The organism is Qipengyuania algicola (assembly GCF_042492175.1).
In the GTDB taxonomy this organism is placed as follows: Bacteria; Pseudomonadota; Alphaproteobacteria; order Sphingomonadales; family Sphingomonadaceae; genus CAJXSN01.
In genome coordinates this window covers 2,026,042-2,038,656 of sequence record NZ_CP170453.1, presented here as the reverse complement: position 1 = coordinate 2,038,656, position 12,615 = coordinate 2,026,042, and the positions used below count along the sequence as shown (strand labels likewise).

General features: G+C 61.2%; 12 protein-coding genes. 3 read left to right on the top strand and 9 right to left on the bottom strand.

Going from position 1 to position 12,615, the window contains the following annotated elements:
* The first annotated feature begins 6 nt into the window (after window positions 1-6).
* Window positions 7-690: an extensin family protein gene (locus ACFCW2_RS09620; RefSeq protein WP_379545964.1), complete on the top strand. Its 684-nt coding sequence runs from the start codon at window positions 7-9 to the stop codon at window positions 688-690.
* A 33-nt stretch (window positions 691-723) separates the two neighbouring features.
* Here the strand turns inward: ACFCW2_RS09620 and ACFCW2_RS09615 are convergent, their stop codons facing one another.
* From ACFCW2_RS09615 to ACFCW2_RS09580, 8 genes are all read right to left on the bottom strand, one after another.
* Window positions 724-1,194: a response regulator transcription factor gene (locus ACFCW2_RS09615; RefSeq protein WP_379545963.1), complete on the bottom strand. Its 471-nt coding sequence runs from the start codon at window positions 1,192-1,194 to the stop codon at window positions 724-726.
* Window positions 1,195-1,524: 330 nt separating this feature from the next.
* Window positions 1,525-2,268 carry a peptidase gene (locus tag ACFCW2_RS09610; RefSeq protein WP_379545961.1) on the bottom strand — a complete coding sequence of 248 codons (744 nt, stop codon included), beginning with the start codon at window positions 2,266-2,268 and terminating at the stop codon, window positions 1,525-1,527.
* A 49-nt stretch (window positions 2,269-2,317) separates the two neighbouring features.
* Window positions 2,318-3,136, bottom strand: coding sequence for a transglutaminase family protein (locus tag ACFCW2_RS09605; protein WP_379545959.1), 819 nt, complete (start codon window positions 3,134-3,136; stop codon window positions 2,318-2,320).
* Window positions 3,136-4,080 carry an alpha-E domain-containing protein gene (locus tag ACFCW2_RS09600; protein WP_379545957.1) on the bottom strand — a complete coding sequence of 315 codons (945 nt, stop codon included), beginning with the start codon at window positions 4,078-4,080 and terminating at the stop codon, window positions 3,136-3,138. The genes ACFCW2_RS09605 and ACFCW2_RS09600 overlap by 1 nt, the downstream gene beginning before the upstream one ends.
* Window positions 4,081-4,096: 16 nt before the next feature.
* Entirely contained in the window at window positions 4,097-5,521 is a 1,425-nt protein-coding gene (locus tag ACFCW2_RS09595) for a circularly permuted type 2 ATP-grasp protein (protein WP_379545956.1), read from the bottom strand.
* Window positions 5,522-5,581: 60 nt separating this feature from the next.
* Window positions 5,582-6,370 carry an esterase/lipase family protein gene (locus ACFCW2_RS09590; RefSeq protein ID WP_379545954.1) on the bottom strand — a complete coding sequence of 263 codons (789 nt, stop codon included), beginning with the start codon at window positions 6,368-6,370 and terminating at the stop codon, window positions 5,582-5,584.
* 56 nt (window positions 6,371-6,426) lie between these two features.
* Window positions 6,427-6,975 carry a DUF3617 domain-containing protein gene (locus ACFCW2_RS09585; RefSeq protein ID WP_379545952.1) on the bottom strand — a complete coding sequence of 183 codons (549 nt, stop codon included), beginning with the start codon at window positions 6,973-6,975 and terminating at the stop codon, window positions 6,427-6,429.
* Entirely contained in the window at window positions 6,963-7,511 is a 549-nt protein-coding gene (locus tag ACFCW2_RS09580) for a DUF3617 family protein (protein WP_379545950.1), read from the bottom strand. Before ACFCW2_RS09580 ends, ACFCW2_RS09585 begins: the two co-directional genes overlap by 13 nt.
* A 139-nt stretch (window positions 7,512-7,650) precedes the next feature.
* On the opposite strand from ACFCW2_RS09580, the gene uvrB reads away from it, so the two are divergent.
* On the top strand, window positions 7,651-9,840 hold the full coding sequence (gene uvrB, locus ACFCW2_RS09575) for an excinuclease ABC subunit UvrB (RefSeq protein WP_379545948.1): 2,190 nt from the start codon (window positions 7,651-7,653) through the stop codon (window positions 9,838-9,840).
* Window positions 9,837-10,517: a hypothetical protein gene (locus ACFCW2_RS09570; protein WP_379545947.1), complete on the top strand. Its 681-nt coding sequence runs from the start codon at window positions 9,837-9,839 to the stop codon at window positions 10,515-10,517. The genes uvrB and ACFCW2_RS09570 overlap by 4 nt, the downstream gene beginning before the upstream one ends.
* Here the strand turns inward: ACFCW2_RS09570 and ACFCW2_RS09565 are convergent.
* Window positions 10,447-12,588, bottom strand: coding sequence for a protein-disulfide reductase DsbD family protein (locus ACFCW2_RS09565; RefSeq protein WP_379545945.1), 2,142 nt, complete (start codon window positions 12,586-12,588; stop codon window positions 10,447-10,449). The two genes, ACFCW2_RS09570 and ACFCW2_RS09565, sit on opposite strands and share 71 nt — an antisense overlap.
* Window positions 12,589-12,615: the final 27 nt, after the last annotated feature.

Below are 12,615 nucleotides of genomic sequence, written 5' to 3'. Positions count from 1 at the left end.
GGCGCAATGGATATGCGCCCCGCCCTTCCCCTGCTGGCCGCCCTTATACTGGGCGGTTGCCAGATCCTGCCTGATAGCAAGGGCGGCAGCGACGCAGACCGGGAACGGTCCGGCAGCCGAGGGGCAGCAGGTCAGAGTTTCGCCAGCTCCGAAGAACGCCGTTGCATCAGCGATTTGGCAGCGGACGGAGCGCAGTTTACCCGCACCGCCAACCGCACCGATGCGCCGGGTTGTTCCTATACCGGTGCCGTATCACTCAGCGCCTTGAGCGGGGATCGAAGCGGAATTTCGGTCAGCAATCTGGGCGCGCTGAAATGCTCGGCGGCTCGGGGGTTGTCCGGCTGGGCACGCTTCGGAATTGACCGGGCAGCGCGCGATTACCTGGGCAGCGGGCTGGCCCGGATCGAGACGATGGGCAGCTATTCGTGCCGCAATGTTGCTGGCACTTCGCGCCGGTCGGGGCATGCGCGGGCCGAGGCAATCGATATTGGCGCCTTTGTGCTGGAAGACGGGCGGCGCATCTCTGTGCTCTCGGACTGGAATGGCGGGACAAGGGCAGAGCGGCAATTCCTGCGCCGCGTCCATGAAAGCGCCTGCAAGCGCTTCGGCACCGTCCTCGGTCCGGATTATAACGCCGCCCACCGCGATCACTTTCATGTCGAGACGGGCGGCGGGGGGTTCTGCCGTTAATCCGGCTTTTGCGATCCGAAGAGCCCCCTAGATTCAGTGCGCGACAATTGGCTCGATCTGCGCTTCCATTCTGAGTCGCACCGCTTCCGCCGCATGGCGCGCGCCCAGCTTGGACATCATGTTGGCGCGGTGAATTTCGACTGTGCGCGGGCTTATCGCCAATTGCCGGGCGATTGCCTTGTTGCTGCTGCCCTCGCTCAGCCAGTCCAGCACTTCGCGTTCCCGGTTCGAGAGCTGCGATATCCGCCCACGCGCTTCCAGCTTGCGCCGACGCAACGCCGCTTCCCGTTTGGCTTCACCGCCGACCCGGGAAAGGGTTGCCCCCAGCCGCTGCTGATCGATCGGCAGCGGCAGATAATCGAGCGCCCCCGCCTTCATCGCGGCCACGATCCGGCCTGTAGAAGGCGCATGATCGGTGGCGATTGCAGGCAACCACACTCCGCTGTTCGACATTACTTCCGATGCGGCAAGGAACCCGCCTTCTCGCGGATTGTCGCGCACCATCAAAATGCCCTCCCGGGGTGGCCTCTGGCACAATTCCGCGATCGATCCGTAGACCTCCGCATGATGCCCCAATGCAAAGGTTGCCCGGGCAAGTTCGGCCCGGACCCGCACGTCTGTATCGACGCAATGAAGGATTAGCCGTTGTGTCATGGCCATCATCATGACCGGTTACGCAAAATTGCCAATTCCGTAGAAACACCGATCCGGATTTATTCTGGCTGGCCCTTTGTCTATTTACCGGCTTTCCGCCGTTTATTTGATAATTTTCCGGATTAACTTATCGGGAATATTTCAATAATCTAAGCACGGGTTTTACGTATCTCCGTAAAATCACCTATCGACAAAGCTGTAATCAGGTAGCGCATGGAAGGCATTGCGCAGCTTTTCACCCCATTGGGACGAAATCTGCTGGAAATACTCATCATCTGCATTGATGCGCCGTTCATGGGTCGGCGCGAAATCATCCTTGCCGATGACCATCATATCGAGCGGCAGGCCAACCGACAGGTTCGCTTTCAAAGTCGAGTCGAAAGACACCATCAGCAATTTGACCGCATCTTCGAAACTCATGTCACGGTCATATCCGCGCAGAATGATCGGGCGGCCGTATTTTGTTTCGCCGATCTGAAAGAAGGGTGTTTCCAGCCCGGCCTCGATAAAATTGCCCTCGGGATAGATGTGGAACAGGCGTGGCTCCATGCCCGCAATCTGCCCTGCCAGAATGATCGAGGCGGTAAACCGCCCCTTGCCCCGGGCACCGTTCGCTTCCTGCCGCTCCTGCACTGTATTGCGCAGCAGCTTGCCGATCTCGGTCGCCACAGTGAACATGGTCGGCGAGGTCATCAGCGAGTTTTCGCGGTCATCGGGCGCTTTGGTGCGCTCCTCCAACTGGCTGACCACCGCTTGCGTGGTGGCCAAGTTACCCGCGGTCATCACCGCCAGCATCCGCTCGCCGGGCACGCTCCAGTGGAACATCTTGCGGAATACGGAAATATTATCGACGCCCGAATTGGTCCGGGTATCGCTCATCATGACGATCCCTTTGTCGATCACCATGCCGACACAATAGGTCATTGCTTGAATACTCCAGAATTTCAGCCAGCTTGCGGGCCGAAAGTATCGCTTATTGTTGAGGGATGTGTTGCTGCTCCACCGCCACATCCACGGTCAAGTCGCCCGACGCGGTGCCAAAACTGATGCCGGTGATAGGAGCCGCGTCGCGGTAGTCACGCCCCGTAGCAACGCGGATATAACGCGGGTCAGGGCTGATACCATTCGAAATATCGAAGCCCACCCAGCCCAGGCCATCGATATGTGCCTCGGCCCAGGCGTGCGTTGCCTCCTGATCGATGCGGTCGTTCATCATCAGATAGCCGCTGACATAACGGGCCGGGATATCGTGGGCGCGGGCCGCGCCAATGAAGATATGCGCATGGTCCTGACACACACCGCTGCCCTGCGCGGCGGATTCTTCGGCGGTGGTGTGCACAGCCGTTTCACCGATCCGGTAGTCCACCCGCTCGGAAATACGCCGCGACAGATCATGCAGGAAATCGACCTTGTTGCCGCCGTCTACGGACAAGCCCTCCATCAGCGATCTCACCTCGGCTCCGGGACGCGTCAATTTGGTCTGTCCCAGAAAACTCCAGAGCGGAAGGTGCCCGGAATGGCGACCGATCACACCCTGATTGTCTTCGGTATCGACCATGCCGTCGCACCGGATTGTCACTTCGCGCGCACCCTGCTCCACCGCAATTAGGGAGACCGTGTTGTGATGCTGGTCTTCATACTCCAGCTCGCAGCGCGCGTTCTCGAAGGTCATGTCCCAGTTCAGGATTTCCTGACCCTGCGTCGTCTTGGGCGTCAGTCGGACACGCTGCAGGGCGTGAACCACAGGCTCGTCAAAGGAATAGCGGGTGGTGTGGCGGATCGCGAGGCGCATCAGGCGTGAAACCTGTAATCTTCGGCAATCGCATGGGCGATCGCGGCATTGGTGTTCATGGTATCGACGAGGAACTGGTGCAGGCCCATTTCGAAAACATCCTCAACCGTCTTGTCGGACAACCGCATATCGGCCTCGCGCATCAATTCGTTGGAATAGCCCTCAACCTTGTGCAACCGCGCGAGCGCTCGCAGCTCGTCACGCAGAGCGGACTGGCAAAAGGCCAGACTGCGCGGGAACCGATCGTCAAGAGTGAGAAACTCCACGATACCGCGTGCGCTAATCGTACCTGCGTTCAGCCAGCGATAGGCCCGGTCGCCCGAAACAGAGCGCAGCACAGTGTCCCACTGGCCCGCATCAAGGCTGGAACCGACATAGGAAAGGCTCGGCAGAAGCAGGTAGTATTTGATATCGAGAATGCGCGCTGTGCTGTCCGTCCGTTCTACGAACATACCCGCGCGGGCAAAGTGGAAGCCGGCATTGCGCAGCATGGAATCGTTCATCGCGCCATGCACCAAGGTGCCGGCACGCCGGACCATCCGAAGGACATCGCCAAGATCGCCTTGAGACACGGGCTTTTTCAGCGTCTCGTCGATTTCCATCCAGCTTTCATTGACCGCTTCCCACACCTCACCGCTGATCGCGTTGCGAGCAACACGGGCATTGGTGCGTACAGCTTCGAGCATATCCCTGACCGACATTGGGTTGTTCTTGTCGCGCAGAAGGTAATTCCATGCTTGAACACCGGTATAGGTCTGGTTTGAAGCTTCGTAGTACTCTCGCTGGCCGGACGTCCGGATAACCGATCGCCATTCTTCTTCGGCTGTCACAAGGTCTCTGGTAAGCGACATACGCAGGCCAGCATCGAGCAAGCGCGCCGTGTTCTCCGCTCGCTCGAGATAGCGGAACATCCAGAAGAGACCGTGAGCTGTGCGGCCTAGCATACTGCTTCTCCGCCCGTCATTCCTTCAGCACCCATGTATCCTTGGTGCCGCCGCCCTGGCTGGAATTGACCACCAGCGAGCCTTCTTCCAGCGCCACGCGCGTCAGACCGCCGGGGGTGATGTCGATGCCGTCGGGAGAGACCAGCACATAGGGCCGCAGATCGACATGGCGCGGTGTAAGGCCGCTCTCGCCAAAGATCGGGCAGGTCGAAAGTGCCAATGTGGGCTGAGCGATATAGCCTTGGGGATCGGCTTCAATCTTCTTGCGAAACTCCTCGATCTGTTTCTTGGTCGAAGTCGGCCCGATCAGCATGCCGTAGCCGCCCGATCCGTGCACTTCCTTCACCACCAGTTCGCTAAGATTGTCGAGTACGTATTTCAGGCTCTCTTCTTCGGCACAGCGCCATGTCTCGACATTGGGCAATAGCGGCTTCTCGCCGGTGTAGAACTCGACGATTTCAGGCATGAAGGAGTAAATTGCCTTGTCATCGCACACGCCGGTACCAGGCGCATTGGCGATGGTAATCCCGCCGCTGCGATAAACATCCATAATGCCCGGTACGCCGAGCTGCGAATCTGGATTGAACGTCAGGGGGTCAAGGAAGTCGTCATCCACCCGGCGGTAGAGCACATCGACCGGCTCATAGCCCCGCGTCGTGCGCATGGATACGCGTCCGTCGACGACACGCAGGTCACTGCCCTCGACCAGTTCGGCGCCCATCTGATCAGCCAGAAAGGCATGTTCGTAATAGGCGCTGTTGTAGATACCCGGCGTCAGCACGGCCACCAGTGGCTTGCCGTCGGTGGCAGGCGGTGCACAGGCGGCGAGGCTTTTCGCCAGACGACGAGGATAGTTGGACACACCCTCGACCGGGACCTGCATGAACAAATCCGGGAACAACGCCATCATCGTCTCGCGGTTCTCCAGCATGTAAGAGACGCCGCTGGGCGTGCGGGCATTGTCCTCCAGCACGAAAAACCCGTCTGCGGTCCGCACCAGATCGATACCGACAATATGAGTGTAGACGCCGCCCGGCGGCGTGAAGCCAACCATGTTCGCCAGCCATGCTTCGTTCTGGCGGAACAGGCGTTCGGGAATGCGCCCGGCGCGGATGATCTCCTGCCGGTGATACAGATCGTACATGAACGCATTGAGCGCGCTCACCCGCTGCTCGATACCGCGGGTCAGCTTGCGCCACTCGCCTGCATCGATAACGCGGGGCACCATGTCGAAGGGGATCAGGCGCTCCTCGGCCTCGTCCTCTCCATAGACGTTGAAAGTGATCCCGGTTCGGCGGAATTTACTCTCGGCGTCGCTGTGCTTGCGGCGCAGCCAATCATTGTCCTGCTGATCAAACCAATCGCAATAAGAACCATAGGCAGGCCTTACGCTGCCATCGGTATCACGCATTTCGTCGAAAGGGGCATTGCCCTTAGCCATTCATCCCCCGGGATACTGCCAATGACGGGAATCGTGCCCGCCGTCATTGAAAGGGACGGTTCAGCCCGCTTCCAGTTCCCGACCTACAGCACGGATTGCCTCCGGAGAGAAGGAAAACCCGATATGGGTGCAGCGCAGCGCCACGGCCTTGTCGCGCTCCCCCGGCTTCCCGGCAGCCGACCGAGGGTCGACGACGCCATCGCGCGGGCTCCACAGGGCAATCGTCGGAACGGGCGGTTTTTCGGACACATTGCCACCGACCGGTGGAGCATCGACACGGTGCCCGGCGATCAATTGGTACATCCGCCACGCATTGTTAGCACGCGGGCTACCGCTGAAGGGTGAGCCCATGGTGACCACCTTGGCGACTGCGTGCGGGTGCCGTTTCGCAAGTTCCCGCGCAAACAGCCCGCCCAAGCTCCAGCCGACCAGACAGACAGGCTCACCGCACCGCCTATGCACATCGAGCAAACGCCGTTCGGCAATCATGAAGCGCTCGTGCGAAACGCCCCAGTTAAAGCCCTGCCCCCAATTCTTGACCGTGTGTCCGGCTTTCTCCAGCGAGCGGGCGAAATAGCGCATGCGCAAGGGATGCGTAGCGAAACCGGGGATCATGATTACCGTGCGCGGCGTGGCAGTCTTTGGCAGGATTGGGGCAGGATCCCGCCGGCGACGGGCAATACGGCGGACAGGCTCTGCCACTTGGCCCGCTTCACCCAGCAGCAGTTTCCAGTGCGGAGACCGGGTATCTTCCGGATCGTCTTCCCGCACCAGATCGATCCGGCGCGCCAATTCCTGCCGATACTCGGCCAGTTTCGCGGCTGCATCGGATCGGTTGAGCAGTGCCATAGCCCTTCTATTTCACCCTACGCCTGAATGAAGCGGGAATGGGATGGCCGGGCATTTCACAATCCGGGCGCACAATCCCCGATGCGCTCTGCCGACACTGCAAACGCCATTTCCATCGATTGCCCCGGAATAAGCGGAGAACTGGCTTCCATGTCCATGGTCATGTCCATGCTGACAGCATCGGCGGTGCCGGCAAAAGCGATCTCTGCCTTCATCGCCGCCGCCCCTTCGCACACCAGCACAGCATCCACCTGCGGAGGACTGGTCGCAAACTCCTCGAAACCGCAGGTCAGCCCGTTGACCCCTTCGCCAATCGTCTTGAGCAGATCCTCGAAGCCCTTGTCAGCTTGCTCCTGCGTGACGCAGCTTTCCTGCGGCGAAGCAGCCAGTCCGCCCATTTGCGTGCGGAACCGATCCGCCTCTTCAGGCGGCAAACCGGGCACTTCGAACGACACCAGTTCGGTTTCCGTCAGGTAGAGCCCCGCGAGCGGCTTCTCCAAGCCAGCCGCTTCGCCCAGCACCGCTTCGCTCGACATCGGATCACTGCCACAGCTTGCGAGCATCGCAGCTATCGGCAGCAGGCTCACCCAGCCTAGGCCGCGCATTCGCCAATCCGTTTCGATTGCATCCGCATTTTCATCTTCATCCCGTCACCCGGCATTTCGGGGGACGTCGCATCCATGGTCATCGTGATGTCCTGCTCGGTTTCGCTCAGCGAGCCTTCCATCGCCATATTGGCAACCGATCCATCGGGACCATTACAGGTCATCTCCGCCTCCAGTGAGCTCCCCGATGCAGCGAACTTCTTATAGTCGCACTCACCCTGTGCAGATTGCATTTCGCGGATTGATTCCTCGAAGCCAGCTTCCGCCTCCTCTTCGGTCAGGCAGTATTTGGTGGTCTGAGAGAAGCCGCCCTCCATCATCCCGCGCATCATGTCCGATTGGTCTTTTGGCAATCCGGAAATCTCGAAGTCGATCAGTTCGGACGTCACTTCGTATTCGCCGGCAGCAGGCTTGACCATATTGTCCGCCAGTTCGGCCATCGCCTCGGCATCGTTCGGGTCGACTTCGGTCGGGGCATCGCCGCATGCTGCAAGGATAAGGGGAACGGCGGCAACAAGTGCTAAACGGGATTTCATGAGGAGTTCCTTCTTCTTCGGGTCGCACGATCAACCTGCATGATTGAAGACCATCGCACAAGCCGCCGAACCGCCGATATTCCGCAGCATCCTGCCGCAGTGCTTGAGGCGCGGCGTCTCCTGCCCCATATCCCGGCGTATGGCAGAACTGGTAATCAGGCGCGGGCTGGAAGAGCCCGACACTTCGGACGATTTCACTCCGCACAAGCCCGCACGGCCGGAGAAATCCATGCCGGGCAAGCGGTTCGAACTGGTGAGCGATTATCAGCCCGCAGGCGACCAGCCGACCGCCATTGCCGAGCTGGTCGGCTCTGCCCGCGAAGGTGACCAGACGCAGACCCTGCTCGGCGTGACCGGCAGCGGCAAGACCTTCACCATGGCCAAGGTGATCGAGGAGCTGCAGCGCCCAGCCCTAATTCTGGCCCCGAACAAGATCCTCGCCGCGCAGCTGTATGGGGAATTCAAAAGCTTCTTCCCGAACAACGCGGTGGAGTATTTCGTCAGCTATTACGACTACTACCAGCCCGAAGCCTACGTGCCCCGCTCCGACACCTATATCGAGAAGGAAAGCTCGGTAAACGAGGCGATCGACCGGATGCGCCACTCGGCCACCCGCGCTTTGCTGGAGCGGGACGATGTGATCATCGTGGCGTCGGTGTCGTGCCTTTACGGTATCGGATCGGTCGAGACCTATTCAGCGATGATCTTCGACCTGAAGAAGGACGAAAGCGTCGACCAGCGCGAGATCATTCGCAAGTTGGTAGCCCTGCAATACAAGCGCAACGATGCCGCCTTCCAGCGCGGCACTTTCCGCGTGCGCGGCGACAGTCTGGAAATTTACCCCAGCCACTACGAGGACATGGCATGGCGGGTCAGTTTCTTTGGCGACGAGATTGAGACGATCTACGAATTCGATCCATTGACGGGTGCCAAGGGTGCGGAGCTGGAGACCATTCGTATCTACGCCAACAGCCACTACGTCACCCCCGGCCCGACGATGAAACAGGCCAGTCAAGCCATCAAGTTCGAGCTGGAGGAACGGCTGAAGGAGCTGCACGAGGAAGGCCATCTGCTGGAGGCCCAGCGGCTGGAGCAGCGGACCAATTTCGATCTGGAAATGATCGCCGCCACCGGCAGCTGCAACGGGATCGAGAATTACTCCCGCTTTCTGACAGGCCGCCTACCCGGCGAGCCACCGCCAACATTGTTTGAATACCTGCCCGAGAACGCATTGCTGTTTGTGGATGAAAGCCACCAGACCGTGCCGCAAATCGGCGCAATGTCGAAAGGCGATCACCGCCGCAAGATCACGTTAGCCGAGCATGGTTTCCGCCTACCCAGCTGCATCGACAACCGCCCGCTACGCTTCAACGAATGGGACGCGATGCGCCCGCAGACATTCTGCGTATCGGCCACGCCAGGCAGCTGGGAGATGGAACAGACCGGCGGCGTCTTTGCCGAGCAGGTCATCCGCCCCACCGGCCTGATCGACCCGCCGGTGGAAATCCGCCCGGTGGAGGATCAGGTGCAGGACTGCATCGACCAATGTCTTAAGGTCGCGAAAAACGGCTACCGCACGCTGGTCACTACGCTGACCAAACGTATGGCCGAGGACCTGACCGAGTTCATGCATGAGGCCGGTGTGCGGGTTCGCTACATGCATTCGGATGTCGAAACGCTGGAACGCATCGAGCTGATCCGCGATTTGCGGCTGGGGGTCTATGACGTGCTGGTCGGCATCAACCTGCTGCGCGAAGGGCTCGACATCCCGGAATGCGGACTTGTGTGCATTCTGGACGCAGACAAAGAAGGTTTCCTACGGTCGGAGACCTCGCTCGTCCAAACCATCGGACGCGCCGCGCGTAACGTGGATGGCCGCGTCATACTCTATGCTGACAGGATTACCGGCAGCATGGAACGCGCCATGGCGGAAACCGAGCGCCGCCGTGAAAAACAGCGCGCCTACAACGACGAAAACGGCATCACCCCGACCACGATTAAGCGGGACATCGCGGACATCGTGGCACATTCCGCCGCGCAGGACGGCGTAACCGTCAGCACCGGCGATGACCAGGTAAACAACCTCGTCGGCCACAATCTGCGCGCCTATATCGAAGACCTCGAAAAGCGGATGCGCGACGCCGCTGCCGATCTGGAATTCGAGGAAGCGGGCCGGCTGCGCGACGAAATCCGGCGACTGGAAAACGACGAACTGGGCCTTCCCGACGAAGACAAGAAAGCCCCGCGCGTCGGCCGCAGCAATGAAGGCAAACCGGGCACCCGCAAATTGCGCTATGGACGCCAGACGAAGAAACGGATGGGGCCGTGAGAACCGGAATTGCCATTCTTGCTCTCCCCCTCCTCGCCGCGTGCCAGCCGGAGGTGCCGGAGGAGTATGTCGAGCGGGTGCCGCTGGATCAGGCGCAGCAATTTGCCAGCGAGCCGGCGCCGTCGCCCGATGTGACGGGCGCTGTCTGGGCGGAGGCTACGCCGAACCAGCGCCTGCTTTACGGCATTCCGGGACAGACCCCGATGCTGGCGCTGGCTTGTGAGCGCTCCGGCGGCTCCGGCACGCTGACCTTCACCCGCTATGTGGCTGCCGATGCCAAGGCGAAGGCGCTCATGGCGCTGGTCGGCAATTTCCATGTCGCGCGCATACCCGTGGATGCGACGTGGAACGGGCGCGCCTGGCTGTGGCAGGGCAGCGTCGATGCTGCCAATGGCGATCTCGAGGTGATGACCGGACCGCGCGAAGTGGAGCTGACTATCCCCGGCGCAGGGTCACTGATGCTGGGGTCCAGTCCCCTGCCCGGCGATCTGGTCACTACCTGCCGCACGGGGATGGCCCGGCCTTCGGCGGAGAACGAGGAGGAAGCCGACGGGCGCGAGGACGTTCAGGAGACCGAGGAGATCGATCCGGAGCCAGAATCAGACGCTACTCCGCAGGCGGAGGTTGATCTGGAAGACGGGCTGGAGTTCGAGCCTGCGATTGACGGGCTAGATTGACCAGACTGTCCGGCGTCAACACCTGCGGCAATTGCTGCGCTTCGGCACCGCCTGACGGATACCACAGATAGAGCGGCACACCCGCCGCGCCCTGCCGGGTAAGAAACTCGGTAATCTCCGCATCGCGGACCGTCCAATCGCCGACTATGGCGATGACCCCGGCCTCGTCGAAAGCTTCACGGGTAGCCTCGCGCTCGATCGCAATGCCCTCGTTCACTTTGCAGGTGACGCACCAGTCGGCGGTGAACCAAACAAATACCGGCTGCCCGGTTGCGCGAGCTTCATCCAGAGCGGATTGGCTGAAGGCTCGCGGTGAGAGGAGCGAGGCTGCGCTCTGCTTGTCATGCTCCGCAGCGGCATCGCTAGCCCGCACCACGCCTAGCGCAGCGACCAATCCAAGGCTGGCCACCCAAACCAGCGCACGGATCTGGCGGCGGTGGAAGACAAAAGCCAACGCGACGGCAGCAATGCCCGCCAACCCGGCAATCAGCAGCATGGCATGCCCGCCGACCTGCGTGATGAGCCAAGCCAGCGCCAGCGCTGTTAGCCCCATCGGGATGGCCAGCAATTTGCGGAAGGTTCCCATCCAGGTGCCCGGCCTTGGCAAGCGGGTGCGCAACGCAGGCACAAATCCGATCAGGAGGAACGGCAAGGCGAGCCCCAGCCCAAGCGCTGCAAACACAGCCAGAGCGACTGATACAGGCAGCAACAAAGCCGCACCAATCGCCGCCGCCATAAACGGTCCGGTGCATGGTGTAGCAGCGACCGCCGCCAGCAGCCCGGTGGCGAACGAGCTCGCCGGCTTGTCCCCGCGTGTCAGCGGCACGGATGGTAGCTCGAACACGCCCGCGAAATTGGCGGTGATCAGGCTGGCCAACAGAAACAGAGCCACAACCACGCCCGGCTCCTGCAGCTGGAACGCCCAGCCGACCTGTTCCCCCGCTGCGCGCAAGGCCAGCATCGCTGCGCCCAGTGCCACGGTCGCCAGCATCACCCCGGCCGTATAGGCCAGAGCATCGCGCCGGGCCTCTGTGGGGCCTGCTCCTGCCTTGGCGAGACTGAGCGCCTTCAGGCTCAGGATCGGGAACACGCAGGGCATGATGTTGAGCAACAGGCCGCCAGCAAAAGCTCCGAGTAGGATCAACCAAACGGACGGCAATGTGCTGTCCCGCGCCATAATCGTGCGCCCGCCGCTGGGCACCTCGCCGCGCACGGCGTTAAAGCGCAATCCCCGGGCATCTTCACCGCCAGCACCCATTTTCAGGATGCCGCTGAGCGTGTCCGGGTCCTCGCCAGTCCCCGCCAGCTCGATCTCGGCAACCAGCGTATCGCCGACTTGCGAGAAGCCCTGCGGCGCGCTGTAGTTGATGATGTCCTTCTCGCCTAAGAACAGATGCGGCTGCCCTATATTCGCATTCTCGGGGAATGGTATCGCCAGCCGCAGCAGTCCCCGTGATTGCTCGAACGTCGCGGGCGCATCCAGCAGCGGAGGAATGGCAGCGCGGTATTGTGCAAAGCTCGCGTCTCTCGGTGCGCTATCGCTTCCGCCAATCACCACCAGCGCCTCGATCTGCGCCTCTTCGGGCACGCAAATCTCGTCCGTGCAAGCGAGGTAGAAGGCCGTCCCTGCAATCCTGAGCGGGCCTTCCACCGTACTGTCAGCAGCCAGCCGCAGCGGGGCGAGCACGGCATATTGACCTTCGAAGATATGGTTCATCAGGCCGTCGATCAGCAGGCGACCGGGCGTGGGATATTCGAACGCGCCAACGCTCACGCCCTCGGGCAAGTCCCACTCCACCTGCATCCCCAGCCCCGCATCGCCCGGATTGGACCAGTAACCGTGCCATTCGGGAGATACCGGCGTAAAGCGGATCGCCAGCGTGGTCTCGCCGCCGGGGGCAAGCGGCCCCTCCACTTCCAGAGCCGCCGCAATGTTGGGCGCAGCCCCTGATAACCCCTGAGCATGGGCAGGCGCGGCGGACAGGCCAACGAGCGCGAGACCCAGCAGCCCCGCGAGGCCTGCGGCCATCAGACGCAGCGCCGCGACCAGTGTCCATCTTGCATGAAGCATGTCAGGCCCCCTAATGCCCAATCTGGA

Bases quoted from the DNA above. Each gene is read 5' to 3' on its own strand.
- ACFCW2_RS09620 (WP_379545964.1), top strand. From the start codon at position 7: ATGGATATGCGCCCCGCCCTTCCCCTGCTGGCCGCCCTTATACTGGGC.
- ACFCW2_RS09615 (WP_379545963.1), bottom strand. From the start codon at position 1,194: ATGGTGCGCGACAATCCGCGAGAAGGCGGGTTCCTTGCCGCATCGGAA.
- ACFCW2_RS09610 (WP_379545961.1), bottom strand. From the start codon at position 2,268: ATGACCTATTGTGTCGGCATGGTGATCGACAAAGGGATCGTCATGATG.
- ACFCW2_RS09605 (WP_379545959.1), bottom strand. From the start codon at position 3,136: ATGCGCCTCGCGATCCGCCACACCACCCGCTATTCCTTTGACGAGCCT.
- ACFCW2_RS09600 (WP_379545957.1), bottom strand. From the start codon at position 4,080: ATGCTAGGCCGCACAGCTCACGGTCTCTTCTGGATGTTCCGCTATCTC.
- ACFCW2_RS09595 (WP_379545956.1), bottom strand. From the start codon at position 5,521: ATGGCTAAGGGCAATGCCCCTTTCGACGAAATGCGTGATACCGATGGC.
- ACFCW2_RS09590 (WP_379545954.1), bottom strand. From the start codon at position 6,370: ATGGCACTGCTCAACCGATCCGATGCAGCCGCGAAACTGGCCGAGTAT.
- ACFCW2_RS09585 (WP_379545952.1), bottom strand. From the start codon at position 6,975: ATGCGCGGCCTAGGCTGGGTGAGCCTGCTGCCGATAGCTGCGATGCTC.
- ACFCW2_RS09580 (WP_379545950.1), bottom strand. From the start codon at position 7,511: ATGAAATCCCGTTTAGCACTTGTTGCCGCCGTTCCCCTTATCCTTGCA.
- uvrB (WP_379545948.1), top strand. From the start codon at position 7,651: ATGGCAGAACTGGTAATCAGGCGCGGGCTGGAAGAGCCCGACACTTCG.
- ACFCW2_RS09565 (WP_379545945.1), bottom strand. From the start codon at position 12,588: ATGCTTCATGCAAGATGGACACTGGTCGCGGCGCTGCGTCTGATGGCC.